Origin of the sequence: Polaromonas sp. CG_9.11, from assembly GCF_015752225.1 — a bacterium.
Classification (GTDB): domain Bacteria; phylum Pseudomonadota; class Gammaproteobacteria; order Burkholderiales; family Burkholderiaceae_C; genus Polaromonas.
The window spans coordinates 104,763-130,649 of the sequence record NZ_JADOVE010000002.1; the positions used below are offsets into that span (position 1 = coordinate 104,763).

Below are 25,887 nucleotides of genomic sequence, written 5' to 3' on the forward strand. Positions count from 1 at the left end.
TTTAGGTTGATCAGTAGCGGCCCGAAAGCAGTGCGCCGGCGCCGGGAACGCGTCGTTCAAGCCCCAGGCTCTTGAGCAGGGCGTAAGTGGTGCAGACCGCGCTGGAAACCACCGGCAGGCCGCTGGCTGCCTCGATCAGGGGCACCGAAGCCAGCGAGGGCATCTGTACGCAGGCCGAGGCGACGATGGCGTCGGCCCCCTGGATGTTGAGCTGTTTCCAGAGTTCCGCCGGGGCCTTGGGATCGCGGGCGCCCACGGCCAGGTTGTCGTGGATTTCGAGCGAGATGCTGTCGAGCACTTCGATGCCTTCGTTTTCGATGTAGTCAATCACCAGCCGTGTCAGGGGTTTCATGTAGGGCGCGATGATGGCCACGCGTTTGGCGCCCATGGCCTGCAAGCCTTCGACCAGCGCGCCGGCGCTCGTGATGACGGGTGTCGGTGCGCCGTTGGCCACGGTGACATCGTGCAGACGGCGCTGGGACTCGCGGTGGTAGCCCTTGCCCATGCTCATGATGGCCACCAGGCAGGCATAGCCCATGGCGTCCATGCGCGCGTCCGACAACTCCAGCGCGCAGCGGTCGGAGTCACGGTCCATGGCTGCCAGTTCTTCCTTGGTGACTGATTTCATGCGCATGCGGCTGGAATGAAACGTGAACCGCTCAGGCAGTACCTGCTCGCGCGCGCGCAGCATGGCCGGGATTTCGGTTTCCATGGTGGTGTTCGAACTCGGCACGATCAGGCCGATCCGGTAAGGCTTGGCTGCCGGTGGTTCATGGGATTGCATGGGGTGTCTCCTGATAACGGTAGGCGCTGATTCTTTGCTGTTTAATCCATACTTGCAAATACATTATTCAGATAAATCCATACTGAAACAAGATCAATCACACCATGGAATTGCGCCAGATCCGGTACTTCTCGGTGCTTGCTGAAGAGTTGAGCTTCACCCGCGCAGCACGCCGGCTGCATGTGTCGCAGCCGCCCCTGAGTTTTCAGATCGCCAGTCTGGAAGCCGAACTGGGCGCCAGATTGTTCGACCGTACCAGCCGCAGCGTGGCCCTGAGCGCTGCGGGACAAGCTTTTTTGCCGCATGCGCAGGCCGTGCTGGCGCGGCTTGACGAGGCGCGCAGCCATGTGGCGCGCGTGGCCAGTGGCCTGCAGGGCCGGGTGCAGGTCGGCCTGGCCGGCTCCCACTTTCTCGGGCCGTTTCCCCAGTTCATCCAGCAGTTTCGCCGCCAGCGGCCCGAGGTGGAGCTGGTGCTGCATGAGATGAAACCGTCCGCACATGTGCAGGCGCTGTGCGATGGGCGCCTGGACCTCAGCATTTCGCGCAACCCGCTCAGTGACGCGCAGGTCAGCGCTGCGCTGCTATGGCGCGACCCCGTGGTAGCGGCCTTCCCGCCAGGGCATCGGCTGGCTGGCCGTGGCCAGATCAGCCTGGCGCAGCTGCATGACGAAGACTTCGTATTTCTGCGGCTCGATTCCTCGCCGTTTGCCATACGCCTGTTTGACGCCTGCGTGCAGACCGGCTTTGCGCCGCGCATCGTGCAGCAGGTGGTGGAAATTCCCGCAGTGCTCAACCTGGTGGCCGCCGGGCTGGGCGTTGCGCTGGTTCCGGCTTCCCTGGCCATGCTGCGGGCCGATTCTGTGTGCACCAGCAAACTGGTTTTTCCGGCAGCAAGCCGCGATGCGCCGCGTGCCGGCAAGGCATCCGCCCCTGCGCTGAATGGCGATGTTTACGTCTTGTGGCGCAGTGAAAATACCGTGCCCGCAGTGGCTGCCTTCAAAAAACTTCTGCTCGACTGGGCCGGGGGGTTGCCTCTTTGAGGCGGCTGTCCGCATGCACTGCGCGGTTTGGCCCCGGCGCTGGGCGGGCAAGCGGCGCAGAAGTACGAAGCAGCCCGCCTTGCCTTTAACTCACAGGCTGCGTTTACCCCTAAAATTCGTTAAAAAATTGAAATTAAAACAAAAAATTGTTAATTTGATGTTTAAAAACATATTTGATTCAATACACGAAATGACCATGAATTTTTTTGACCTGATGCGCAAGGCGATGCTGAAAAAAGCAGCTATTTCCATCAGCGCTGACGCTGTCCGGGCATTGGCCGCCTTGGCATGGTCAATGGCATCGCGGCATCAGGCGTGCTCCCGTTTCATGGGTCGCGGTAGTCCGGCCAGTGACAGATTTCCCCAGCCAGGACCTTGCCATGACGCTTGAAGGCGAGCCGATGGGGCCGTCCATCACGGCCTCGCTGCTGGCGGGGGTGCTGGAGTCGGCCATGGACGCCATCATCACAGTCAATGCGCAGCAAAAAATCATCTTGTTCAACCAGTCGGCCGAGAAGATGTTCGGCTGGCCCCGGCAGGAGGTTCTGCAGCAGCCGTTTGATCGGCTGATGCCAGGTCGCTTCCGCCGCAATGTCGGGCTGCTCGCTCAGTTCGGGACCACCGGCACGACGTCCCGCCGCAGGGGACGCCTGGGAACGGTCATGTATGGTTTAAAGGCCAATGGGGACGAGTTTCCGATCGAGGTTTCGATCTCGCAAGTCGATACGCCCGAAGGCACGCTGTACACCGCGATGGTGCGGGACATCACCGAGTTGCACGCCTCGCAGGCGCAATTGCGGCTGCTTGAAGCCAGCATCGCCCACTTGAATGACGTGGTGGTCATCACCGAAGCCGATCAGGTGGACGAGCCAGGGCCGCGCATCGTTTTTGTCAATGCCGCGTTCGAGCGTCAAACCGGTTACAGCCGCGAAGAGGTGATCGGGAAAACGCCGCGCCTGCTGCAGGGCCCGCTGACGCAACGCACCGAACTTGACCGCATCGGCACGGCCCTCAGGACCTGGCAGCCGGTTCGGGCCGAGCTGATCAATTACACCAAAAGCGGTGAGGCTTTCTGGGTCGAGATCGACATCGTTCCCATCGCCGATGCCAAGGGCGGGTTCACGCACTTTGTTTCGGTGCAGCGCGACGTGACCGAGCGCAAGCGGGCCGAGCAGGCGCTGGTAGACAGTGAAAGGCGCTATGCCACGCTGTTTTCCTCGGCGCCGCTGCCGATGTGGGTGTTCGACCAGGCCGATGGCCAGCTTCTGAAGGTCAACCAGGCGGCCATCGAGGACTATGGCTATTCCGAAGCCGAATGCATGACGATGACGCTGTCCGATATTCACAGCGGCACCGAACCGGTGTGCCGGCCCCAGGATTCAGCCGGCGCTGCGCAGAAGCGGCAAGGGCCGTACCCGCATCGACGCAAGGACGGGTCGCTGTTTTTCGTCGATGTGGTGGCACGGCCGATCCAGTTCGATGGCCAGCCGGCGTGTTTCCTGGTGGCACTGGACACCACGGCCCGGGTCAAGGCCGAAGACGAAGTGCGCGAGCATCTGTTCACCCTGCAGCGTGCCGCCGACGCCGCCCAGGCGATCACCGTGCACCTGACGATCGACGGCATGGTGCAGGAACTGGCGGATCAGGCGCGTGGCGTGATCGGCGCGCACCAGGCTGCGGTCAGCCTGGCCGTGGACGGCAACTGGGCACAGGCAGTGCATGCGCTGTCGCTGTCCGGCGACTACCTGCCCGACCGCAGCCAGCTGCCGCTGGCCCACGGCAGCGGCATCTACACCCGTGGCGCCAACCACACCCGCCTGGTGCGCCTGACACAGGCCGAAGTGCAGGCGCATCCCGACTGGTGCCGGGTCGGCAGCCCTGCCGGCAGGAACCGCATGATGCGCGGCTGGCTGGCCGTGCCCCTGACAGGCCGCGATGGCCGGCTTATCGGCGTGCTTCAGCTGTCTGGCAAGTACGCGGGCGATTTCACCCAGCAAGATGAGTACGTGGCGACAGAAATGGCACAACTGTCATGCATCGCCGTAGAAAATGCCGGCCTGCTGCAGGAGGTCAGCCAGCTCAACACCGGGCTGGAGAAGAAGGTCGCCGAACGCACAGCCGCGCTGGCGCATCAGGAGGCCCTGTTCCGCGCCTTGGCCGGGCAGGCGCCGCAGATCATCTGGACCGCCGAACCGAGCGGCGATGTCACCTACCTGAACCAGGCCTGGTTCGATCTGATGGGCCGCACGCTGCAAAACTGGACGGGATGGCAGTGGCTTGCCGCCCTGCATCCCGAAGACATTGCCGGGGTGAAGCAGAACTGGACGCTGGCCAGTGCAGGCAATCTGCCTTTTTCCGGCATTCGGCGCTGGCTGTGCCAGGATGGCAGCGTTCACACCATGGCTTACCGGGCTTCCCCGGTGCTTGACGCGCAGGGCCGGGTAGCCTTCTGGGTCGGCATCGATGCCGATGTGACCGAGTTCAAGCTGATCGAGGCGGCCCTGCGCCGCTCCAACGAGGAGCTTGAAGCCTTTTCCTATTCGGTGTCGCATGACCTGCGCGCCCCGCTGAGCACCATCAACGGCTTTGGCGCCCTGCTGGCCAGGCAGCTGACCGGAGACGGTAACGAAAAGGTCAGGCATTACCTGGCCCGTATCCAGCATGGCGTGGCGCAAATGGGCAGCCTGATCGAGGACCTGCTGTCGCTGGCGCGGGTGACGCGCACCCGCCTGTGCTACCAGCAGGTCGATCTGTCCGCCATGGCGCGCCGCATTCTGGACGACTGGCGGGTGCGCCAGCCGGCGCGCGTGGTCAGCACGCAGGTCGAAGCCGGCCTGCTGGCCCACGCGGACGAAGCGCTGCTCCGGGTGGTCATGGAAAACCTGCTGGGCAACGCCTGGAAATTCAGCGTCCGGCAGGCCGAGGCCCGGATCAGCGTCGGCCAGCAGCTTGACGCTGCCGGACAGCCGGTGTTTTTTGTGCGTGACAACGGCGCCGGGTTTGACATGGCGCACGCCGAAAAGCTGTTCCTTCCCTTCGAGCGACTGCATACGCCATCGGAGTTTCCCGGCTCCGGCATCGGCCTGGCCACTGTCAGCCGCGTCATCGGTCACCACGGTGGCCGGCTGTGGGCAGACGCCACGCCCGGGCTCGGGGCGACGTTTTACTTCACGCTTCCCCGGCCGGCGCTCACGGCCTGAACAGCAGATCACCGGGTTCGGCCATTTCGGTCCATGCGGGCAGGAAATCGCCTTTCAGGCGTGCATCGCGCTCGGCCCGGGGCAGCGCCGCCAGCCGCCTGACGGCGCCGTAGAACCGTTGCCAGTCGCGTCCTTCGCGTTCAAACAAGGCTTCGAAAGCCGGCACGCTTTCGTCATACGCCGCCTGGGCGCCGAAGGACGCATTGTTGGCGCGCGCCACCCACAGGTCGTAGCCGGCATAACCGTCCCATGTGGCGCGAAGCTGTGCATAGTCTTCCCTGAAATGCTGCATTGCTATTGTTTTAAGAGCTAGTTGTGCCCGCAGATCCTGCGCAAAACCCTTTTTTGGCTTGTAAATGGCGTTCAACTCCCGGCGCGTGGCCGCTGCCAGTGCCCGGAACTGCCGGCGCCGCCCGTCAAAGCGCTGGTAAGCCTGGCGAGCCTCGTCGCTGCCCCCGCCGGCAGGCGCGTCCAGCCAGCGCTGCACGCCCAGCCGCTCGACGGCCGTGGCGAACGATTCGTTGAACCCGGTGTCGCCCGGCGCGTAGGCCACCTGGTGCGCCAGCTCGTGGAACACCAGACGCGCCAGTTCGCCGTCCGGGTAGCCGATGAAGGTGCTCAGCAGCGGGTCGCCGCCGGCCCAGTTCATCCAGCCCAGCGTGGAATAGGCCGGCACGCCATAGACGCTGGTTTCCAGCCCTTCAGCGGCCAGCCGTTCCGCCTCGGCCCGGGCCTCGGCCTCGCTGAAATACCCCCGGTAGCCGACGCAGCCGGCCACCGGAAAACACCAGGTCTTGAGCGTCAGCGACAACTCGGGCGCCGCCACCACGTTCCAGACGACGGCGCTGCGGTGCAGGTCGGCATAGCGCTGGTAGCTCGGGTTGTCGGGCAGCCCGAGTTCGGTCACGGCAAAGCGGCGGATGCGCTGCGCCAGCGCCAGCCGGTTTTTCAGCAGCGCGGGCGTCTGCGCATCGCCCAGCCAGTCGTTCACCGGGCGGGCCGCATTGAGCATCGTCAGGTGGCCGTTGACCGACTGCCAGTAGTAGCCCAGGTCCGCGCAGCCCGCCAGGCTCGCCGCAGCCAGTGCCGCAGCCAGCAACTTTTTGCGTCGGGTCCAGGCCATGTCCGGATTCCCTTTCAATCCGCCTGCACCTGCACCAGGCAGTCGTAAAACACCGGCCCGCGCCCCAGGTCCGTCAGGCGCTGGCTGGTCAGCTGGTTGACGTTGGTACCGCTCAGGCCCAGCTTGCGCCACCAGATGCCCAGGCCGTTGACCACGCCGGGCCGGGCGCGCAGTGAGACCTCGGCCTTGACGCGGTAGTCGCCGCGCGCATTGAACACCCGCACCGTGCTGCCATTGGCAATGCCGCGCGCGGCGGCGTCGTGCGGATGCATTTCCAGCACCGGCTCGCCCTCCATGGCGCGCAGGGTCTTGACATTGACAAAGGTCGAGTTCATGAAGTTGCGCGCCGGCGGCGAAATCATGGCCAGCGGAAAGTCGGCCGATGAGCCGGCAGCCTCATGGTTGGGCACATGGTCGGGCAGGCCGTCCAGGCCCTGCGCGGCCAGCCGTTCGCTGAAGAACTCGCATTTTCCCGACGGCGTGGGAAAGCCGCCGTCGGCAAACGGTGCCTCGGGCAATGGCAAGGTCGCAAAGCCCTGGTCCAGCAGCGTCTGGAAATCCACCCGGTCGCCAAATGCCGCGCGGCACAGCGTTTCGTCGTCGTCCAGAAAGCAGGCGTCGGCAAAGCCCATGCGCGCGGCCAGTTCGCGAAACACCTGCGTGTTCGGCCGGCTGTCGCCCAGCGGCGCAATCGCCGGGCGGTTCAGCAGCACGTCGGTGTGGCCGTAGGTGGTGTGGATGTCCCAGTGCTCCAGCTGCGTGGTGGCCGGCAAGATGAAATCGGCGTAATCGGCGGTATCGGTCTGGAACTGCTCCAGCACAACGGTGAACAGGTCGTCCCGTGCGAATCCCCGAACCACCTGGCCTGAGTCGGGCGCCACGGCCACCGGGTTGCTGTTGTAGACGATCAGCGCCTCGATCTTCGGGCCGAAGGCGGGCGAGCCGCCCAGCAGCAGATCGTCGCCGATGGTGCTCATGTTGACGGTGCGCGGCGTGCGCCCGGCCAGCAGGTCGGGTCGTTGCAGCGCCGCCCGGTCCAGCGGGAACAGGCTGGACGAGCTCATCAGCAGGCCCCCGGCCCGGTGCCGCCAGGCGCCAACCAGCGCCGGCAGGCAGGCCACGGCGCGGGTTGCATTGCCGCCGCCACGCACCCGCTGCATGCCGTAGTTCAGGCGGATGGCCGCCGGCTGTTTTTCCAGAAAACACTGGCCGTAGTCGCGCGCCAGCGAGCGGATCTGTTCGGCCGGCACGCCGCATACGCCGGCGGCGCGCTCGGGGCTCCACGGCAGCGCACGCTCGCGCAGCGCCGGCCAGCCCAGCGTGTGGCGGGCGATGTAGTCGTGGTCGAGCCAGTCATGGGCGATCAGCTCGTGCATCAGCGCCAGCGCCAGCGCGGCATCGGTTCCTGGCAGCAGGGCGATGTGTTCATGGCATTTTTCAGCCGTTTCGCTCAAGCGCGGGTCGATGCAGATGAGCTTGGCGCCGTTTCGCTTGGCGCGCTGCACATGGCGCCAGAAATGCAGGTTGCTGCCAATCGAATTGCTGCCCCAGATGATGATCAGTCTGGACTCGGCAAAGAATTCCACCCGCATCCCGACCTTGCCGCCCAGCGTCTGCGTCAAGCCTTCGGCGCCAGCGGACGCGCAGATGGTGCGGTCGAGCAGCGACGCGCCCAGCCGGTTGAAAAACCGCCCAGCCATGGCTTCGCCCTGCACCTGGCCCATGGTGCCGCAGTAACTGTAGGGAACGATGGCTTGCGGGTCCCGCGCGGCAATCGCTGTCAGGCGTTCGGCAATCTCGTCCAGGGCGGTGTCCCAGCTGACCGGCTCGAAGCGGCCGCTGCCCTTGGGGCCAGTGCGCCGCAGCGGGCTGAGCAGGCGCTCGGCATGGTAAGTTCGTTCGGTGTAGCGCGAGACCTTGTTGCACAGTACGCCGTCGGTCTGCGGATGGTCGGGGTTGCCTTGCACCCGCGTGGCCACGCCGTTTTCCACGGTGGTCAGCAGTGAACAGGTGTCGGGGCAGTCGTGCGGGCAGGCGCCGCGTATTTTCAACACGATGGGTGAAAGGCTCTGGGCCGCTGCTGCAGGCAGCGCGGCCATGGGGGTCGAAAGGCTCATGCCCGAACTTTATAACCAATTGCTTTGGCGATGCGCAGTCAGCCCTGAACCGACGCCGGGTACCTGTTAGAAATACCTTCAGATAAGCAACAACCGAGAGCCGATTTTGCTACAGTTGTTACTTGTTTGGTACAAGCTGGAAAATATCCCGTGATGCTTACTCGCAGAAAATTTTCCCTGGGCACCGGCGCAGTGTTGGTGGCAGGTGTCAACACCGCTCGCGCCCAGTCCGATGGCAAGATCATCCTCGGGCAATCGGCGGCTTTCACCGGACCCGCCGCGCAGCTGGGCATCCAGTTCCACCAGGGCGCCAAGGTGTATTTCGACCAGGTCAATGCCCAGGGCGGCATTGGCCGGCAGCAGATCGAGCTGCGCAAGCTGGACGACGGCTACGAACCCGCCCGTTGCGCCGAAAACACCAAAAAATTCATCGCTGACGACGTGTTCGCGCTGTTTGGCTACATCGGAACGCCGACCAGCCTGGTGGCGCTGCCGATGGCGCTCAAGGAAAAGATCCCTTTCATCGCGCCGTTCACCGGCGCCATGGCGCTGCGCGAACCGTTCAGCCGCTATGCCTTTCATGTGCGGGCGTCGTACAACGATGAAACCGCGCTGATCGTGAAACAGCTGACCACCTTGGGGCTGAAGAAAATTGCCGTGTTCTACCAGAACGATGCCTACGGCAAGGCCGGCCTGGATGGTGTCCACCTGGCGCTGGGGCGCCTGAGCCTCAAGCCGGTGGCCGAAGCCACGGTGGAGCGCAATTCGGTCGAGGTGGCACAGGCCGTCAAGACGCTGGTCGCCGCCGGGCCCGATGCGGTGGTGCAGATCGGCGCCTACAAGGCCTGCGCAGCCTTTATCCGCGCGGCCCGCAAGGCCGGCTACGGCGGCACCTTCTACAACGTGTCGTTTGTCGGCACGCAGGCGCTGGCCGACGAACTCGGCAAGGACGGCGCGGGTGTGGTGGTGTCGCAGGTCGTGCCGTCGCCGTACAACCCGGCGCGTCCGATTGCGCGCGAATTCGCCGACGCGGTGAAGGCCGCGGGCAGCAAGGAAGTCCAGGCCAACTTTTCCAGCATGGAAGGCTACCTGGCCGCCAAGCTGTTCACCGAGGGCCTGCGGCGGGCCGGCAGCAAGCTGAGCCGCGAATCGCTGATCACTGGCCTGGAGGGCATCGGCAGCCAGTCGTTTGGCGGGTTTGCGGTGTCGTTCGGCGCCAGCGACCATGTGGCGTCGAGCTTTGTCGAGCTTTCGATGCTCACCGGCGACGGACGCGTACGAACCTGAGCGGCCGGTCAATGCCGCCCGGCGTTAGCGCACGCAAAGCGTGACCCGTTGAGGCTTTTTATTGCCCGCTGGCCCGCCAGCGAGTCAGTTATGCTTGAAAGCCGATCCGGGCTGCATCCTTTTGCTTTTCTATTGATGCCTTTTTCTTTTTCAAGCCTGATTGCACTCGTTCGCCTGATGCGGCCGCACCAGTGGGCCAAGAACGTTTTCGTGTTTGCCGGACTGGTGTTCAGCCAGAGCTGGGAGGTCCTGGCACTGGACCTTTCGGTGTTGCGGGCCTTTGCAGCCTTTTGTTGCGCTTCCAGCCTGGTGTATATCCTGAACGACTGGCATGACCGCGCCAGCGACGCCCTGCATCCGGTCAAGCGCAAGCGGCCGCTGGCCAGCGGCGCGGTGACGGCTGTTCCTGCGCTGCTGCTGGCGGCCGCACTGCTGGCCGCAGGCGTTGCGCTGGCGGCCGGCAACCCCACGCTGCTGCAGTTGCTGGCGTTGTATGTGGCGCTGAACATGGCGTATTCATGGCGCCTCAAGCAGGTGCCGGTGGTCGATGTGGCCATCATTGCAACCGGCTTCATGCTCAGGCTGCTGGCCGGAACAGTCGCGGTCGGGATTCCGCCTTCGCGCTGGCTGCTGCTGACCGGGATTTTCATCACGCTGTACCTGGGCTTTTGCAAGCGCAAGGCCGAAAGCTTCCAGGAAGAATCCAGCCAGCGGGCGGTGATGGCGGGCTACCCCCCAGCGCTGATTGACACCTTCATCGCCACCACCATGACGGCGACGCTGACCACCTACAGCCTGTTTGCCACCAGCCTTGACGCGCAACTCCAGCACGGCCAGCGACTGCTCTACACCGTGCCGGTGGTGGTTTTTGCACTGCTGCGCTACACCTACCAGGTGCACCGCGGCCAGGGCGAGGACGTGGCGCGCGACCTGCTGCGCGACGGCTGGCTGCTGGGCGCCGGCGCGCTGTGGCTGTTCATTTTCCTGAGCCACCGGTTTTGACGGCGGACAGGCCGCGCCCGGCGCCAGGCGCTTCAGGCGCTTCGCCCTCGCGCCCTCGCCCCAGGCTGCCGGTCAAACAACTGCTGCTGGTGCTGGGGCTGGTGGCCACGGTGTATGCGGCGGCGCTGCTGGTCTGGGGCGACAGCCCGCGCACGTCCCTGGCCCGCCTGTGGTCGCTGAACGGCCTTCAGGCCGCCAGCCTGTGCCTGCTCAGCTATGGCTTGCGCGGCCTGCGCTGGCGCTTCTGGATGGCGCATTACGCACGCCACTTCGGCTTGCTGCAGGGGCTGCGGCTGTACCTGGCAGGCTATGCGTTCACGCCCACGCCCGGCAATGTCGGCGAAGCCGTCCGGGGCCTGGTGCTGGCGCGCGAACCCCTGAGCGTGCGGCAAAGCCTGGCGCTGTTTGGCGCCGAACGCCTGGCCGACCTGCTGTGCCTGCTGCTGCTGTGCCTGCCTGCCGCCGCCTGGGCCTGGGAGCAGGGCGTTATCCAGCGGATGCCCGTCTGGGTGGCGTGGCTGCTGCTGGGCGGTGCGGTCGCGGCGATGCTGGCGGCTGTGGTGCTGTTCAGGCTGCGGCAGGGCGGGCTGCGGCTGCCTGGCTGGCTGCAGGACGCCTGGACCTGCCTGCGCGTGCGGCCGCTGGCCTGGTTCAGCCTGACGCTGGCCGCCTGGTCCGCGCAGGGCGTGGCGGTGTGGCTGGTCTGCAGCGACATGGGCCTGTCGCTGGGGCTGGCGACGGCGACCGGTTTTTACGCCGTGGCCATGGTCGGCGGCGCCTTGTCGGCGCTGCCGGCGGGCCTGGGTGGCACCGAGGCGGTGCTGACCGGCCTGCTGGTGGCCTACGGCGCAGCGGCAGGCAGCGCGCTGGGCATGACCGTGATGGTCCGGCTGCTGACGCTGTGGCTGGCCGTGGCCACGGGCCTGCTGGCCTTGCTCTATAGTGCGGCCATCGCCCGGGACATCAGTTTTCGCTAGCTGCCTTCCGTTTCATTTTTTCCCGCATTGCCTGCGCTGCGGCACACCATCGCCAGCCCGCCCCTGGCCTGCTGTGCGCCTGTCGCCAGCCTGAGCCTTCCCGCTGTTTGTCCAACCCTTGCCCATGTTCCACACCCCGGTCATTGCTTCTTCTCCACAGGCGGTTTCCGCCACGCTGATCCGCTGGCTGCTGGTGGCCGGGCTGGCGTCGCTGCTGCTGCGCTTCTGGATCGCGGCCACCTTTCCGATTTCCGGTGACGAGGCGTTTTTCTACTGGTGGGGCGTTTACCCCGACTGGGGCTACTCTGACCATCCGCCGATGGTCGGCTGGCTGATTGCACTCATGCGCGCCACCCTGGGCGACAGCACGGGGTCGATTCGCCTGCCGGCGGTGTTGCTGCCGCTGGCGCTGGGCGCGGCGCTGTGGTGGGCGCTGGCGCCGCTGGACCGGGTGCGGGCGGCCTGGGCGGTGCTGCTGTTCTGGCTGGCGCCGCTGAACTGGCTCTACGCCATCATCACCACCGACACGCCGCTGATCTTCTGGTCGATGCTGTCGGTGGCCGCCTTGATGCGGGCCGAGCAGCGCACCCGGCTGGACCGCACCGCCTACGGGCTGTATGCCCTGTCGGGCATATTTTTGGGCTGCGCCTTCCTGTCGAAATATTTCTCGGTGGTGCTGGGCCTGACCTACCTGCTGTATTTTTTGGGGTACCGCCGCGAGCGGCTGGCGGGCCTGGGCCTGCTGGTGGCCTGCGCCTTGCCCGGCCCGGCGATCAACATTGCTTACAACGCGTCGCACGGCTGGTCGAACATCATGTTCAACGTTTACAACCGCAACCAGGATGCGGCGTTCGAATGGCGCAAGCCGCTGCTGTATGTCGGCATGATGGCTTACCTCGCCACGCCGGTGGCGGTCTGGCTGGCCGTGAAGCACCGCCAGGCACTCAGGGCCAGCGCCCGGTCGCACCGCCTGCTGGCCTGCCTGGTGGTCGTGCCCTTGCTGTTTTTCATGTTGTTGTCGGCCAAAAAAGTCATTGGCCTCCACTGGGTGTTGTCGTTTTACCCCTTCGGTTTTGCCTGGCTGGCGTTTGCCCTGCCGGCCGACCGCCTCAAGACCTGCGCCAAGGGTTTGGCGCTGTTTGCCGGCCTGCATGTCGTGGTGGTCGCCGGCCTGTACCTGACCACGCTGGACACCTGGCGCCATGCCAAGATCTACCCGCAAATCGTTCGCAGCGTCAAGACCGCCGACATCCTCCGGCAGGCCGAGCACCCGGGCGCGGTGCTGATGGCCGACTCCTACACCGCCGCGTCGATCTATGGTTTCGAGCGCCGCCAGTACATGCCGGTGTTCGGCGTGGGGCGCTTTCATGCGCGGCAGGACGACATGCTGGTGGATTTTTCCCTCTACCAGGGCAGGTCCGTGCGAATCCTCACACCCGACAAGCCCGACCCGCAAGCATTCAAGCCCTACTTTGACAGCGTCGCCGTGCTGAGTTTCATCCAGGACGGCGTGCCGTTCTACGTGGTCGAGGGCAGCGGATTCAACTACCCGGCCTATCGCCAGGGCGTGCTGGGCGAGGCCTTCCGGCAGTTCTACAACATACCGGCCTGGCTGCCCATGACCGGTTGCCCGTTCTGCGAGCGCTACTGCGGCCAGGTGCGATGCCCGCGTTAATTCCATTTTCATTTCAATCCGATATGTCGTTGCTTTGCCTTGCCGTGCCTGAGCACTGTCTGCGGCTTCGCGCCTAACCTCGAATTGAACTGAAAACGGAATAAGGTTGCCGTTCAGACCATGGCTTGCGGTCGTGGGCAAAAAATAGCAATCAAAAAGGCCTTTAGCGCAAGCAGGGTGGGCGTTGACTGCTATTAAAAATAGAGTTTCCTGTTGGCGCTGCTCACGCTTGCCGGGGCCAGACCGACTGGCGTTTCAGTCCTGCAGTTCCACCCGGGCCATGTCCACGTACAGCCGCTCCATCGCATCGAGCGCTTGGCAGGCTGCGGCCTGCTCGTAAAGCCGTGTGGCCTCTTTCATCTGCTTGTCACCTTCGAGCATGACCATGCCGTTGGCATATTCGGTCATGGCAATGGCCGAGCCGGGATTGAGCTTCAGCGCTTCCTTGAACAGGGCCAGGCCCGTGTCCTTGCGGGCGCCGTAGGTCATGCTGCCGATCAGCGAACCGACCTTGTCGATCACCTCGGCATGAAAGTTGGCCAGCGCAATGTGCGCATCGCCATGCTGGGGCGCGAGTTGCAGGGTCTGCTCCAGCGCGGACTTTACCTTGCTGCCCAGTCCCTGCGCCAGCGCCTTTGCCACGCTGATGCCCTGGCTGTAGCGCCCCAGGGCATAAGCCTGCCAGTACCACGCATTCGGGTTTTTCGGCTCTGCCGACTGTTGCACCTCGGCCCTTTGCGCTGTCTCCAGGAACAGGTCGAGCCTGGTTTTTTCCTTGTTTTCAAGGTAATTGGCATAGATGCAGGTGGCCTTGTTGGCCACCGTCATGCCATCGCCGCCGGCTTTCAGTCCGGCCTCGGCCGCTTTCTGGAATTCACCGTTGTGAAACAGCACCCAGGCCTTGAGCACCGCTGCATCCGAGGGCAGCGGTTCGCAGTCACCCTGGTGCAGCCGGACCCAGTTTTGCGTCAGGCTGGCCGTGTCAAAGGCATAGGCGCCGGGGTGGGGGAAAGGATTCCATTGGGCCATGTGCTTGTCTCCTTGACGCATTTTTATGCAATCTGGCGGCCCGTGCCGGCACGCTTCAGGCCGGCAGGCTTGCCGGGCTGCTGTAGGCGCCCGCCAGGCTTTGCAAGTGGCTTTTCTCGGCGGGCTCCAGATAGGGTGTCAACAGGCTCAGCACATGGTGCGCACCGCGCATCAGGGCCGCCTGGGCATTCTCGGGCTCCAGGGCATGGCGCGGATTGCACACATATTCAAAGCTCAGCCAGTAAGTCAGCAGCACCACCATGCTGGTGGCCGTTGCGTCAACTTCGCGCGAGTCCATCCCCATGGCGCCAGCGCGGTCCATGCCCCCGAGCATGGTCCTGACAGCGCGCGCCTTGTTCTTGAGCACCCCTTGGAAATGCGTCTCCAGCCGCCGGTTCTTGCTCAACAGGTCGTTCAGGTCGCGGTACAGGAAGCGGTGCTGCCAGATCAGCTCAAACAGCGTGTGCATGAAAAACCAGGCGTCCTCGACGTTGCGCACGCCGTCGCTGGCATTGAGCAGGTCATTGAGCGCCTGCTCGTAGCGGTCAAACAGCGAATTGATCAGTTCGTCCTTGGCCGGGTAGTGGTAGTAAAGGTTGCCCGGGCTGATGCCGAGTTCGGCGGAAATCAGGGTGGTCGATACATTGGGCTCGCCGAACCGGTTGAACAGTTCGAGCGTGACCTCCAGGATGCGCTCAGCGGTGCGACGCGGCGCTTTTTTCGCCATATTTGTCCCTCTTTCTTTTGTTCGCTGACTCTACTCCAGCAGCCCGTGGCAAAAAATCAGGGAAACCTCATGCAGGGCATTCGAGTGACGGATATTTCGGGTGGTGCAGGCAAAAAAAGGGACGTCACGTCCCTTTTTGAGGGTTCTGCACCTGTCTTCAGGTGTTGTCCCGGCTCAAGCGTCAAGGGCGTGTCCCAGCCACCGCAGGCGTGTGTCTGCTGCAGATTATTCGGCTTTGCCTGGCGCGGCGTTTGCTCTGCCCTGGGCGGGCGTGGCTGCCGGTTTTGCGGCTGCGCGTCTGGCGGCCGGTCGCGCGGTTTTTTTGGCGGCAGGCGCTGCGGCTTTGGCCGCGTCTTTTGCGGCGGCCCGGGCGCGTGGCTTGGCGGCTGGTTTTGCGGGCGCGCCTGCAGCCGTGCTGCCGCCACTCAGTTTGCGGACCTGCTGGTCGAGCAGATCAATGCGTTCTGCCAGTGCGCTCACATCCCGCGCCAATGGCACGCCGAGTTTGCCCAGGGCTTTCGCCACGCGCTCCTCGAAAATGTTTTCCAGCTTGTCCCAGCGGTTGCCTGCCTTGGACTGGAGGTCGCTGGCCATGTCGCTCATGCGGATGGTGGCCTCGCTGATCTTTTCTTCGGCAGTCGCCTGGGTCTTGCGCTGGATCGCCAGGCCTTCCTTGACCAGGGTGTCGAACACCTTGCTGCCTCCCTCCTGCGCCTTGGAAAAAGCCCCCAGGCCGGCCAGCCAGATCTGCTGGGCAGAGTCCTTGACAGACTGGGAAAGTGGGGGGGCGGCTTTTTGATCGGCACTCGTTTTTTGCTGTTTCTTGACCATGGAGGGCTCCTGAAGGGTTGGATGGAAAAAGGGATTGCGGCCCATTGCCGCACGCCCTGAAGAATGTAAGCCTGCGGCGTGCCGGTGTTTAGGGTCAGGCTTCTAGAGCGTTAGGCAGGGCATGGAATTGCGCTGGATTGGGCAGGGTTCGCCGGTTTGTGCGCACGTAACAAAGCTGCAAAGCTGCAAAGCTGAACAGAATGAAACTTTTGTCGGCCACGTCAATGCGGAGAATCCCACGAACTATTTCGTCACGGGCGCCACCGGTTTCATCGGCAAGCGGCTGGTCAAGAAACTGCTGCAGCGCAAGGGCACCAGGGTCTATTTCCTGATCCGGCCTGACAGTGCGGGCAAGGTGGCCGGACGGCGCGACTTCCGGGGCGCGGGCGCTGGCCGGGCGATGGCGGTGCATGGCGACCTGACCGGCAAAAAGCTCGGCGTGAAAGCCGAAGAAATCAGGACGCTGAAAGGCCAGCTCAGCCATTTTCACCACCTCGCGGCAGTTGATGACCTGGAGGCCGACGAGCAAAGCCAGGTCGCCGTCAACATCGACGGCACCCGCAACACGGTCGAGTTTGCCAGGGCGAATGATGCCGGGCATTTCCACCACGTCCGCTCGATTGCGGCGACCGGACTGTACGAAGGCGTGTTTCGCGAGGACCTGCGTCGAAGACGCGGCAAACCACGCGCACCCGTATTTCAGGACCCGGCACGAGAGCGAAAAAATCGTCCGCAGCGAATGCAAGCTGCCGTGGACGGTAGTTAGCGCAGCTAGGGTCGTCCGCAGCGTGGCCAGCGAAATGGACAAGGTCGACGGGCCGGGTTGTTTCTTCAAGCTGATCCAGCGCATCCGCAAGCTGCTGCCGTCGCGGACGCCTGGATGCGCTGCGCATCGAACGAGTTCGCCGACCAACATTTACAACAACGTGCCCGTAGTGGCCCCCGAGGAAGCGGCCGAGCGGTGGCGCAGGCCTGCATCTTCAAGCCGGTGCGCATCGCCACCCGCCTGGGCATTGCCGGGCAGGTGCTGCATGCGCTGATGCCGTGCATTGCCCAGATCGCGATGAACACCATTTTTCGCCGGTTTGCCGATTCATCGGCCGCCAAGGGCGAGAAAGGCGAGAAGGGAAGCAAAGATGAAAAAGTCAGGCCGTCACCCGAAGCGCTGGCGATGCAGCAGATGATGCGCGGGATTCATTTTTGAATACTGTCGAAATCAGTATTTCGGAGAACCGGACTTATTAACTTTGGATCAAAAAATCCTGTTTGTCCCGGCCGGCTGACAGTTGAGCGCTTAACCAAGCCGGCGACTTGCCTCGACCGGTCCATGTTTTTCCGCTTTCGGGATCCTGGTATTTCGGGGCGACCACGTTCCGCCTGTCTCCCGCGATCCGTTTGTTTGGTCCCCTGCCGGCAAGCCCCAGGTCAGAGGCTGTCAGGTCATAATTCTTGATTAACTCTTTGGCTGCGGCGATGGCTTGCGTACGTTCGCCTTTGCGCTCCAGTTCCTGTTGCTTTCGCAAGTCGTTCAGCTTGGCTTCGAACTCATTGATTTGTTGTTGTAGCTCGTTTGATTTCTGCATGAAAATGTCTTCCTTTTAAAGTGCTTGATGTTAATCGATTATTTGGATAAATATTAATGCCAAGCCCGAATGTTTAAAGTTTTATCGAGACTGGCATTTCTGACCGGTTTCAAAAAGTCTTCATTTCTCTTGTTTGCGGGGTGTATCTCCAGGTCAAGATGTGCTTAGGCTGTATACCCTGAATTATTTGGAATTTCATAACAATATTCGTATGCAATATTGTTCTTTGTAAAGTTTTGATGGATGAGTTTGCTGTAAGCCGGGTATGGGCTTATGGAACTTGACACGCCTGCGTTGACAAGATTTTTGAATTCAACAGCGCGCCATGAGAACGTAAACAGATTATTTGTCCTGAAAAGCAAGCAATGAAATGTAAGCGAGTCCATGTTTTGTTGCTTAAATATTGCAGGATTCAGGGCTTCAAGGCCGGCGAAAAGTTGTTCCAACTAGAATGACGTTCCCAATTTCAAACATAGGCAAAAATGGAAGATGCTCTGAAGCAGGCGATCAGTGATGAACATGAAGTGGGTCTATTGGACCTGCTGGTCACTTTGGCTGAAAACATCAAGTTGCTGATCATTGGCCCGCTGGTTGTTGGCATCTGCGCCCTGATCGTCGGTTTTTTGCTTCCACAAACCTTTCAAAGCGTGGCGGTGCTGCAGGCTGACCAAGGCACTGCGGGCCTGATGGGCACCACCGCTGTACTGGACCCGGTCATTGCCTCACTCGGTCTGGCAAAAGACGAAACCGTCGAAGAGGCGCGTACCAAATTGCGTGATCACATTAAAACGAATGTAGGGCGGGTTGACAAACTGCTCACATTAACCGTTTCTGATGGTTCTGCCTTGCAGGCGCAAGCAATTGCCAATGCGCTACTCCAGCAAACCTATCTGGAAAGCCGTCCCAAGGGCAGCGCCCGGGCACGACTTGGCGTGCAACTTGAAGAAGCGCGAACACGGCTTGAAAATGCCCGCGGTGCGTCGGTTGGCGTGCTCAAACGCCTCGAATCCTATGTCAGTGGGAATAGTCCCGGCAGTGCCGGCGGAGTGGAGATGGCACGGGGTTATGCCGAGTTATTAAGTGCCACAGGCGCAGCACAAGGCCAGGTCAGCACTCTGGAAGCGCAACTGGAAGGCCTGACCGATGCGCAACTGGTTCAGGCGCCTACCTTGGCGCAAAAACCCAATCAACCAAAGAAAGGTTTAATTGCCATAGGTGCTGCGGTCGCGGCAGGGGTGGCCTTGTTGTTGTTTATTTTTATACGGCAAGGTTTCCTCAATACTGCGCCAAGCGAGAAAACTGCTGCGAAGGTATTGCGCATTCGCAAATCCCTTCGACTGTAATAACCCTTCAGTACCGAGCAATAAACCGATTGCAGGATTAATGCTCATCCATTCCTGAATTGCCCCGGTTTAAATGGGGCAATAGATATTTAATGATTTCATGACCATTCTCATCACCGGCGGAGCCGGATTTATTGGCGCAAACTTTGTTCTTGACTGGCTGGCCTGCAACGACGAGCCGGTGATCAACCTGGACAAGCTGACTTACGCCGGCAATCTTGAAACGCTGGCGAGCCTTCAGGGCGATGCGCGGCACATCTTCGTGCAGGGCGACATTGGCGACAGCGCGCTGGTTAGCCGCCTGCTGGCCGAACACCGCCCCCGCGCAGTGCTGAACTTTGCCGCCGAAAGCCATGTTGACCGTTCGATTCTGAGTCCCGAAGACTTCATCCAGACCAACATCGTGGGCACCTTTCGCCTGCTCGAAGCCGTGCGGGCTTACTGGAATGAGCTTGAAGCGGGGGCCAGGACGGCTTTCCGATTCCTGCACGTCTCCACCGACGAGGTCTATGGCTCACTCGGCGCCGCCGACCCGGCCTTTGCCGAAACCCATCGCTACGAACCCAACAGCCCGTACTCGGCCAGCAAGGCCGCCAGCGACCATCTGGTGCGTGCCTGTCATCACACCTACGGCCTGCCGGTGCTGACCACCAACTGCTCGAACAACTACGGCCCTTATCACTTTCCGGAAAAGCTCATTCCGCTGATGATCGTCAACGCCCTGGCCGGCAAGCCCCTGCCGGTGTACGGCGACGGCATGCAGGTGCGTGACTGGCTGTATGTGAAGGACCATTGCAGCGCCATTCGCCGCGTGCTCGAATCCGGGCGGCCGGGGGAGGTGTACAACGTCGGCGGCTGGAACGAAAAACCGAACATCGAGATTGTCAACACCGTCTGCGCGCTGCTTGACGAGTTGCGCCCCAAAGCTGACGGCACAAGCTACAACACCCAGATCACGACCGTCAAGGACCGCCCTGGCCATGACCGGCGCTACGCCATCGATGCCAGCAAGATCGAGCGCGAACTGGCCTGGCGGCCGCTTGAAACCTTCGAGTCCGGCATTCGCAAGACGGTGCAGTGGTACCTGGACCATCCCGAGTGGGTGGCCCATGTGCAAAGCGGCGCCTACCGCGACTGGGTGCAGACCCAGTACGCCAGCGCATGAAAATCCTGCTTTTCGGCAAGAACGGCCAGCTCGGCTGGGAACTCCAGCGCAGCCTGGCGCCGCTGGGTGACCTCATTGCGCTGGACCGGCACAGCCAGGACCTGTGCGGCGACCTGGGCAACCTGCCCGGACTCGCCGACACGGTACGCGCTCTGCGCCCCGATGTCATCGTCAATGCCGCCGCCCACACTGCCGTGGACAGGGCCGAAAGCGAGCCCGAACTGGCCCGCACCCTCAACGCGCTGGCGCCCGGCGTGCTGGCGCAGGAGGCCGGCAAGCTGGGCGCCTGGCTGGTGCATTACTCGACCGACTACGTGTTCGATGGCAGCGGCAGCCGGCCCTGGGTAGAAACCGACATGCCTGCGCCGCTGGGCGTGTATGGCCGGACCAAGCGCGAAGGCGAGCAACGGGTGGCCGAACACTGCCGGCGCCACCTGATGTTTCGCACCAGCTGGGTGTATGCGGCACGCGGGGGCAACTTTGCCAAGACCATGCTGCGGCTGGCGCAGGAGCGCGAGCGCTTGACCGTGATCGACGACCAGTTCGGCGCGCCTACCGGTGCCGAGCTGATTGCCGACGTCACGGCCCACACCATCCGCCAGGTGCTGAACCGCCCGCAAGACGCCGGGCTCTACCATTTGGCGGCCCAAGGTGAAACAACCTGGAATCGCTATGCGAAACATGCGATTGAGCAGGCACAGCATACACAAACAGCTATGAAAATAGTAGCAAACGAAGTTGCCGCTGTGCCCACCAGCGCTTTTCCGACGCCAGCGCAGCGGCCGCTTAACTCGCGCCTCGACTGCAACCGGCTGCAAACAGTTTTCGGCCTGACACTGCCCGCCTGGCAGCAGGGTGTGGACCGCATGCTGGCCGAAATCCTTTAAGACACCACAAGAAAACTACATCCCATGACCCAACGCAAAGGCATCATCCTCGCCGGCGGCTCCGGCACCCGGTTGCACCCGGCCACGCTGGCCATCAGCAAGCAACTGCTCCCGGTGTATGACAAGCCGATGATCTATTACCCGCTCAGCACCCTGATGCTGGCCGGCATCCGCGACGTGCTGATTATCAGTACCCCGCAGGACACGCCGCGCTTTGCGCAGCTGCTGGGCGACGGCAGCCAGTGGGGTATGAATCTGCAGTATGCCGTGCAGCCCAGCCCTGACGGCCTTGCGCAGGCTTTCCTCATCGGGGAGCAGTTCATCGGCAACCAACCCAGCGCCCTGGTGCTGGGCGACAACCTGTTTTACGGCCATAACTTGGTGCACTTGCTCACAAGCGCTGATAGCCAAGATAGCGGCGCCACGGTATTTGCCTACCATGTGCTTGACCCAGAGCGCTACGGTGTCGTGGCTTTTGACAAAGCCGGCAGAGTCAGCAGCATTGAAGAAAAGCCCGTCCAACCTAAAAGCAACTATGCGGTTACTGGCCTCTACTTTTATGACAATCAGGTCATTGACATTGCCAAGGCCGTCAAACCAAGTCCACGCGGCGAGTTTGAAATTACTGCCGTTAACCAAGCCTATCTTGATAGGGGTCAGCTTAATGTGCGGAAAATGCTGCGCGGTTACGCTTGGCTTGACACAGGCACCCATGACAGCTTGCTCGAAGCCGGTCAGTTCATCGCCACGCTGGAGCGCAGGCAGGGCCTGAAAATCGCCTGTCCTGAAGAAATCTCTTGGCGCAATGGTCTTATCACGTCCGAACAGCTTGAAGAGTTGGCTCAACCAATGGGTAAGAATGGGTATGGTCAATATTTGCAACGCTTGTTGGCCGAGGATGTATAGCCATGAAGGTAACGCCCTCCGCAATTCCCGATGTCCTCACAATCGAACCCCAAGTGTTTTGTGATGCGAGAGGTTTCTTCTACGAAAGCTTTAACCAGCAAATCTTTAATAAACTTACCGGTTTGAATGTGAACTTCGTGCAAGACAACCACAGCTGCAGTGTCAAAGGTGTTGTGCGCGGATTGCATTATCAAATTCAGCAGTTGCAGGGCAAGCTGGTGCGCGTGGTACGCGGCTCAGTGTTTGATGTGGCAGTGGATATCCGTAAAAGTTCGCTCACGTTTGGCAATTGGGTAGGTATTGAATTAACCGAATACAATAAGAAGCAGCGCTGGATACCTGCAGGTTTTGCACATGGTTTTATGGTGACCAGCGACTCGGCAGAGTTTTTATATAAAACCACTGACTATTACGTGCCTGAACACGAACGCTGCATTGCGTGGAACGATCCCGTCATTGATATTCAATGGCCTTTGATGACGAAGCCCAAACTCTCAATGAAAGATCGGCAAGGACTTGTACTAAGCAATGCCGAAACGTTTTGAATGGAGTGCGCGGGCACCCTCGGTTACATCAGTCATATCGTGATAAATAAAATAAAAGATTGATGAAAATACAATATATTTTATGCGAATCAGGGATAAGTAGCTAGTCAAAACTATAGTGAATTTTTTCCAGTAACACTAAAATAATTACTTAAATTCCTCATGAATAAAACCTTTATCCACCCACTAGCAGACGTTCAGTCCACCACCATCGGTTCAGGCACTCGGATTTGGCAATTCGTCGTCGTTTTGTCCGGTTCCAAAATTGGTCAAGACTGCAACATTTGTTCGCATTGCCTGATCGAGAACGATGTAGTGGTCGGTGACCGCGTTACCCTTAAAAGTGGCGTGCAACTTTGGGATGGCTTACGCATCGGGAGTGATGTGTTCATTGGTCCCAATGCTTCGTTCACCAATGACAAATTTCCGCGCAGCCAGCAAAGGCCAGGCAAATTCCTTATTACCACCATTGAAAACGGCGCGTCCATTGGCGCGGGTGCCGTAATTCTGCCGGGCTTAGTTATTGGCAGTAAAGCTATGGTGGCAGCGGGTGCAGTGGTTACGCGATCTGTACCGCCTAACGCGATCGTGGCGGGCAACCCAGCCAAGATTGTGGGCTATGTGGATGCTGCGCGACGGGGAATTCTTGGCGGTATGCTTTCAAAGTCTGAAACAGGCGCTACCTCAACTGGGGTAGCGGGGGTTAGTCTTTACCGCATGGCGCGCGTACCTGACATCCGTGGAAACCTGACCGTTGGTGAGTTTGACCGAAGCGTTCCGTTCTCTGCTAAACGCTACTTTATAGTATTTGACGTGCCAAGTATGGAAACGCGTGGCGAACATGCGCATCGTGAATGTCACCAATTTCTGATTTGTGTTCGAGGCAGTTGCGCCGTTGTGGCCGATGATGGAACTAATCGCCAAGAGTTTCTATTGGACCGACCTGATATTGGTATCCACCTGCCACCTTTGGTATGGGGCATCCAATACAAGTATTCATCAGACGCCGTGCTGCTGGTGTTTGCATCTCACTACTACGACAGCGCGGATTACATCCGCGATTATTCCGAATTTCGCCAGCTTGCAGGGATTACCGTATGATTTCGTTTCTCGATTTGAAAGCTCCTTACCTTGAACTTAAGCAGGAGTTGGACGAAGCCATTGCCCGTGTTGTCAGTTCCGGCTGGTTTATTGGTGGTCCCGAGGTGGATCAGTTCGAGGCCGAGTACGCTGCTTACTGCGGCGCTGCCCACGCCGTGGGCGTAGCCAACGGCCTGGACGCGTTGCATTTGGCCTTGCGCGCCATGGATGTGGGGCCGGGCGACGAAGTTATTGTGCCCAGCAACACCTACATCGCCACTTGGCTGGCCGTCAGCCAATGCGGCGCCACGCTGGTACCGGTCGAGCCCGATGCACGCACCTTCAATATCGACCCGGCACTGATTGAAGCGGCCATTACCCCGCGTACCAAAGTCCTTCTGCCCGTGCATCTTTATGGCCAACCGGCCGATATGGACCCAATTTTGGCCATTGCGCGTAAGCACGGCCTGCGCGTGCTTGAAGACGGGGCGCAGGCGCATGGTGCGCGCTATAAGGGCCAGCGTGTGGGCGCGCATGGTGACGCTGTCGCCTGGAGCTTTTATCCTGGCAAGAACTTGGGTGCTATGGGCGACGGCGGCGCGGTGACCACCAATGACCCGCAAATTGCCGACCGCATGCGCGTGCTGCGCAACTACGGCTCGCGCGTGAAGTATGTCAACGAGGTACAAGGCTACAACAGTCGACTCGATCCTCTGCAGGCCGCCATCCTGCGTGTCAAGTTGGCGAAATTGGATGAATGGAATGCGCGGCGCAGGTCAATCTCCAAGAGGTATCAGCAGAGGCTGGCGAACTGTGGACTGACACTGCCGTACGTACCTGATTGGGCTGAACCGGTGTGGCACCTGTATGTGGTGCAACATCCGCAGCGCGATGCGCTTCAGCAGGCGTTGACTGATGCAGGCGTGGGTTCGCTGATTCACTATCCCATTCCACCGCACCTGCAACAGGCCTATGCCTCATTTGGCTGCCGGGAAGGGGCATTTCCGTTAGCCGAGCGCATGGCCGACCAAGTACTTAGCTTGCCGATGGGGCCGGCGATGGGCGAGTCAGAGTTGAGTGGTGTCGTTAGGATTGTGCAGTCTGCTGCTAAGGCAATCTGTCGTCCATGAGCCTAGTCCGGACCAGTCTGCTCAATGGCATTGCGGTTGCCATCAAAATGCTGACTCTATTGGGAATCAACAAGATTCTTGCCATTTATGTTGGCCCGGCAGGATATGCGGCGCTTGGGCAGTTCCAGAATGCTGTGCAGATGATCACCACTTTCGCCAGTGGAGCCATCAATACCGGAGTTACCAAGTACACCGCGGAATACTACGATGACGAAGCTAAACAACACAGAGTTTGGCGAACCGCCGGAACCATCGCGCTGACAGGTTCGCTGATCACCGGTGCGGTTATTGCCGTGTTTAACCAGCAATTGGCCACATGGTTCCTCAAGGACGCTCACTATGGCGGTGTATTCCTCTGGTTCGCAGCAACATTGGTACTTTTTACTTTCAATGCACTATTGCTAGCAATTCTTAACGGTAAAAAGGAAATTACACGCTATGTAATCGCTAATATAGCAGGTAGTATTTTCGCCTTATTGATTACCACCATCATGGCAATAAAGTTAGGATTGTATGGTGCCTTGGTAGCGCTAGCATTATATCAATCGATCACTTTCTTCATTACCATAGTGCTATGTTACAAGGCGCCGTGGTTTAAGGTCGGATATCTGTTTGGAGGTATAGATAAGCAGATTGCTTTAAATCTTGGAAAATACACGGCAATGGCACTGACTTCGGCTATTTGCGTACCCGCCAGCCATATATTAATTCGCAATCACTTAGGCGAAACTTTAGGGTGGGAGGCAGCAGGATACTGGGAAGCTATGTGGCGTCTGAGTGCGGCCTATCTCATGTTGATTACAACTACTCTCAGCGTGTACTACTTGCCTAAGTTGTCGGAGTTGAAGTCAGCAATTGAGATAAAAAATGAAGTTATACACGGTTATAAGATAATTCTGCCCGCTGCAGCGGTGAGTGGATTGATTATCTATTTTCTTCGCGATGTCATAATCAAGTTACTTTTCTCGGCTGATTTTTCAGCAATGCGGGACCTTTTTGCTTGGCAAATGCTTGGCGATACCTTAAAGATTGGTAGTTGGATACTTGCATATATCATGCTTGGCAAGGCAATGTTCAAGCTGTTCATGGTTTTAGAAATCGTCTTCGCAACTAGTTTTTTCGCATTGGCTTTAGGATTGACTAACTTGTTCGGTCTCACGGGCGTAGTTGTTGCCCATGCAGTGAATTATGCAGTCTATTGGGTTGTAGTGGCCATTCTCATTTGGCGGAATATTGATAGCCTTTATCAACCTACTCTAAGAGATTGATTTTGGAGTCACATAAATGATTATTCCAATCATAATGGGTGAATTCTCTTCTGCTTGCGGCAATCTGCCTGACAGTGTCCGAAGGGCCCTGTGTACTGAAGATGATCCGCTAAGCGTACGAGTCTGATTAGCCCAATTACCCGTCCTTTGGGCTGGAAAAATTTACTTTTGCAAACTACAGTTTTAAT

24 protein-coding genes are annotated in these 25,887 nt (G+C 60.5%); 17 read left to right on the forward strand and 7 right to left on the reverse strand.

Going from position 1 to position 25,887, the window contains the following annotated elements; all coding sequences use genetic code 11:
• Positions 1 to 10: 10 nt before the first annotated feature.
• Positions 11 to 784, reverse strand: coding sequence for an aspartate/glutamate racemase family protein (locus tag IWX85_RS02255; RefSeq protein WP_036808847.1), 774 nt, complete (start codon positions 782 to 784; stop codon positions 11 to 13).
• Between the two features lie 104 nt (positions 785 to 888).
• On the opposite strand from IWX85_RS02255, the gene IWX85_RS02260 reads away from it, so the two are divergent.
• The 3 genes from IWX85_RS02260 to IWX85_RS02270 all read left to right on the forward strand — a co-directional run bounded on the left by IWX85_RS02260 (position 889) and on the right by IWX85_RS02270 (position 5,024).
• Positions 889 to 1,824: a LysR substrate-binding domain-containing protein gene (locus tag IWX85_RS02260; RefSeq protein ID WP_196868611.1), complete on the forward strand. Its 936-nt coding sequence runs from the start codon at positions 889 to 891 to the stop codon at positions 1,822 to 1,824.
• A gap of 79 nt (positions 1,825 to 1,903) precedes the next feature.
• Positions 1,904 to 2,215 carry a hypothetical protein gene (locus tag IWX85_RS02265; protein WP_196868612.1) on the forward strand — a complete coding sequence of 104 codons (312 nt, stop codon included), beginning with the start codon at positions 1,904 to 1,906 and terminating at the stop codon, positions 2,213 to 2,215.
• Positions 2,205 to 5,024: a PAS domain S-box protein gene (locus tag IWX85_RS02270; protein WP_196868613.1), complete on the forward strand. Its 2,820-nt coding sequence runs from the start codon at positions 2,205 to 2,207 to the stop codon at positions 5,022 to 5,024. The genes IWX85_RS02265 and IWX85_RS02270 overlap by 11 nt, the downstream gene beginning before the upstream one ends.
• Here the strand turns inward: IWX85_RS02270 and IWX85_RS02275 are convergent.
• Both IWX85_RS02275 and IWX85_RS02280 read right to left on the reverse strand, forming a co-directional pair.
• Positions 5,014 to 6,147, reverse strand: coding sequence for an aminopeptidase (locus IWX85_RS02275; RefSeq protein ID WP_196868614.1), 1,134 nt, complete (start codon positions 6,145 to 6,147; stop codon positions 5,014 to 5,016). The genes IWX85_RS02270 and IWX85_RS02275 overlap by 11 nt on opposite strands.
• 14 nt (positions 6,148 to 6,161) lie before the next feature.
• A complete protein-coding gene (locus tag IWX85_RS02280; RefSeq protein WP_231379494.1) occupies positions 6,162 to 8,246 on the reverse strand; it encodes a molybdopterin-dependent oxidoreductase in 2,085 nt (694 codons plus the stop codon).
• Positions 8,247 to 8,417: 171 nt separating this feature from the next.
• Here IWX85_RS02280 and IWX85_RS02285 point away from each other — a divergent pair, with 171 nt between their 5' ends.
• From IWX85_RS02285 to IWX85_RS02300, 4 genes are all read left to right on the forward strand, one after another.
• The gene (locus IWX85_RS02285; protein ID WP_196868616.1) at positions 8,418 to 9,551 is read left to right on the forward strand and encodes an ABC transporter substrate-binding protein; all 1,134 of its coding nucleotides are present in this window, start codon (positions 8,418 to 8,420) and stop codon (positions 9,549 to 9,551) included.
• A 135-nt stretch (positions 9,552 to 9,686) separates the two neighbouring features.
• Positions 9,687 to 10,553 carry a UbiA prenyltransferase family protein gene (locus IWX85_RS02290; protein ID WP_036813194.1) on the forward strand — a complete coding sequence of 289 codons (867 nt, stop codon included), beginning with the start codon at positions 9,687 to 9,689 and terminating at the stop codon, positions 10,551 to 10,553.
• Positions 10,550 to 11,530 carry a lysylphosphatidylglycerol synthase transmembrane domain-containing protein gene (locus tag IWX85_RS02295; RefSeq protein WP_196868618.1) on the forward strand — a complete coding sequence of 327 codons (981 nt, stop codon included), beginning with the start codon at positions 10,550 to 10,552 and terminating at the stop codon, positions 11,528 to 11,530. Before IWX85_RS02290 ends, IWX85_RS02295 begins: the two co-directional genes overlap by 4 nt.
• Positions 11,531 to 11,654: 124 nt before the next feature.
• Positions 11,655 to 13,205: a glycosyltransferase family 39 protein gene (locus IWX85_RS02300; protein WP_196868619.1), complete on the forward strand. Its 1,551-nt coding sequence runs from the start codon at positions 11,655 to 11,657 to the stop codon at positions 13,203 to 13,205.
• Between the two features lie 255 nt (positions 13,206 to 13,460).
• Here IWX85_RS02300 and IWX85_RS02305 read toward each other — a convergent pair whose 3' ends face one another.
• The 3 genes from IWX85_RS02305 to IWX85_RS02315 all read right to left on the reverse strand — a co-directional run bounded on the left by IWX85_RS02305 (position 13,461) and on the right by IWX85_RS02315 (position 15,792).
• Positions 13,461 to 14,234, reverse strand: a complete 774-nt coding sequence (locus tag IWX85_RS02305; protein ID WP_196868620.1) for a hypothetical protein — start codon at positions 14,232 to 14,234, stop codon at positions 13,461 to 13,463.
• A 55-nt stretch (positions 14,235 to 14,289) separates the two neighbouring features.
• Positions 14,290 to 14,961 (reverse strand): TetR/AcrR family transcriptional regulator, encoded by a 672-nt coding sequence (locus IWX85_RS02310; RefSeq protein WP_196868621.1) that lies wholly within the window; start codon positions 14,959 to 14,961, stop codon positions 14,290 to 14,292.
• A 225-nt stretch (positions 14,962 to 15,186) separates the two neighbouring features.
• Positions 15,187 to 15,792, reverse strand: coding sequence for a phasin family protein (locus IWX85_RS02315; RefSeq protein ID WP_196868622.1), 606 nt, complete (start codon positions 15,790 to 15,792; stop codon positions 15,187 to 15,189).
• Between the two features lie 121 nt (positions 15,793 to 15,913).
• Here IWX85_RS02315 and IWX85_RS20285 point away from each other — a divergent pair, with 121 nt between their 5' ends.
• Together IWX85_RS20285 and IWX85_RS20290 are read left to right on the forward strand one after the other, a co-directional pair.
• Positions 15,914 to 16,558 carry an SDR family oxidoreductase gene (locus IWX85_RS20285; RefSeq protein WP_231379475.1) on the forward strand — a complete coding sequence of 215 codons (645 nt, stop codon included), beginning with the start codon at positions 15,914 to 15,916 and terminating at the stop codon, positions 16,556 to 16,558.
• Between the two features lie 195 nt (positions 16,559 to 16,753).
• Positions 16,754 to 16,996 carry a hypothetical protein gene (locus IWX85_RS20290; RefSeq protein WP_231379476.1) on the forward strand — a complete coding sequence of 81 codons (243 nt, stop codon included), beginning with the start codon at positions 16,754 to 16,756 and terminating at the stop codon, positions 16,994 to 16,996.
• A gap of 37 nt (positions 16,997 to 17,033) precedes the next feature.
• Here IWX85_RS20290 and IWX85_RS02325 read toward each other — a convergent pair whose 3' ends face one another.
• A complete protein-coding gene (locus tag IWX85_RS02325) occupies positions 17,034 to 17,375 on the reverse strand; it encodes an H-NS histone family protein (RefSeq protein WP_051984251.1) in 342 nt (113 codons plus the stop codon).
• A 482-nt stretch (positions 17,376 to 17,857) separates the two neighbouring features.
• On the opposite strand from IWX85_RS02325, the gene IWX85_RS02330 reads away from it, so the two are divergent.
• From IWX85_RS02330 to IWX85_RS02365, 8 genes are all read left to right on the forward strand, one after another.
• Complete coding sequence (locus tag IWX85_RS02330) at positions 17,858 to 18,718, forward strand: Wzz/FepE/Etk N-terminal domain-containing protein (protein WP_196868623.1); 861 nt, start codon at positions 17,858 to 17,860, stop codon at positions 18,716 to 18,718.
• A gap of 100 nt (positions 18,719 to 18,818) precedes the next feature.
• Complete coding sequence (gene rfbB / locus IWX85_RS02335; protein WP_196868624.1) at positions 18,819 to 19,883, forward strand: dTDP-glucose 4,6-dehydratase; 1,065 nt, start codon at positions 18,819 to 18,821, stop codon at positions 19,881 to 19,883.
• Complete coding sequence (gene rfbD / locus IWX85_RS02340; RefSeq protein ID WP_196868625.1) at positions 19,880 to 20,770, forward strand: dTDP-4-dehydrorhamnose reductase; 891 nt, start codon at positions 19,880 to 19,882, stop codon at positions 20,768 to 20,770. The genes rfbB and rfbD overlap by 4 nt, the downstream gene beginning before the upstream one ends.
• Before the next feature lie 24 nt (positions 20,771 to 20,794).
• Entirely contained in the window at positions 20,795 to 21,676 is an 882-nt protein-coding gene (gene rfbA / locus IWX85_RS02345; RefSeq protein WP_196868626.1) for a glucose-1-phosphate thymidylyltransferase RfbA, read from the forward strand.
• Between the two features lie 2 nt (positions 21,677 to 21,678).
• Positions 21,679 to 22,221 (forward strand): dTDP-4-dehydrorhamnose 3,5-epimerase, encoded by a 543-nt coding sequence (gene rfbC / locus IWX85_RS02350; protein ID WP_196868627.1) that lies wholly within the window; start codon positions 21,679 to 21,681, stop codon positions 22,219 to 22,221.
• Between the two features lie 162 nt (positions 22,222 to 22,383).
• A complete protein-coding gene (locus IWX85_RS02355) occupies positions 22,384 to 23,322 on the forward strand; it encodes a WxcM-like domain-containing protein (RefSeq protein ID WP_196868628.1) in 939 nt (312 codons plus the stop codon).
• Positions 23,319 to 24,431 (forward strand): DegT/DnrJ/EryC1/StrS aminotransferase family protein, encoded by a 1,113-nt coding sequence (locus tag IWX85_RS02360; RefSeq protein ID WP_196868629.1) that lies wholly within the window; start codon positions 23,319 to 23,321, stop codon positions 24,429 to 24,431. The genes IWX85_RS02355 and IWX85_RS02360 overlap by 4 nt, the downstream gene beginning before the upstream one ends.
• A complete protein-coding gene (locus tag IWX85_RS02365; protein WP_196868630.1) occupies positions 24,428 to 25,699 on the forward strand; it encodes an O-antigen translocase in 1,272 nt (423 codons plus the stop codon). Before IWX85_RS02360 ends, IWX85_RS02365 begins: the two co-directional genes overlap by 4 nt.
• Positions 25,700 to 25,887 lie beyond the last annotated feature (188 nt).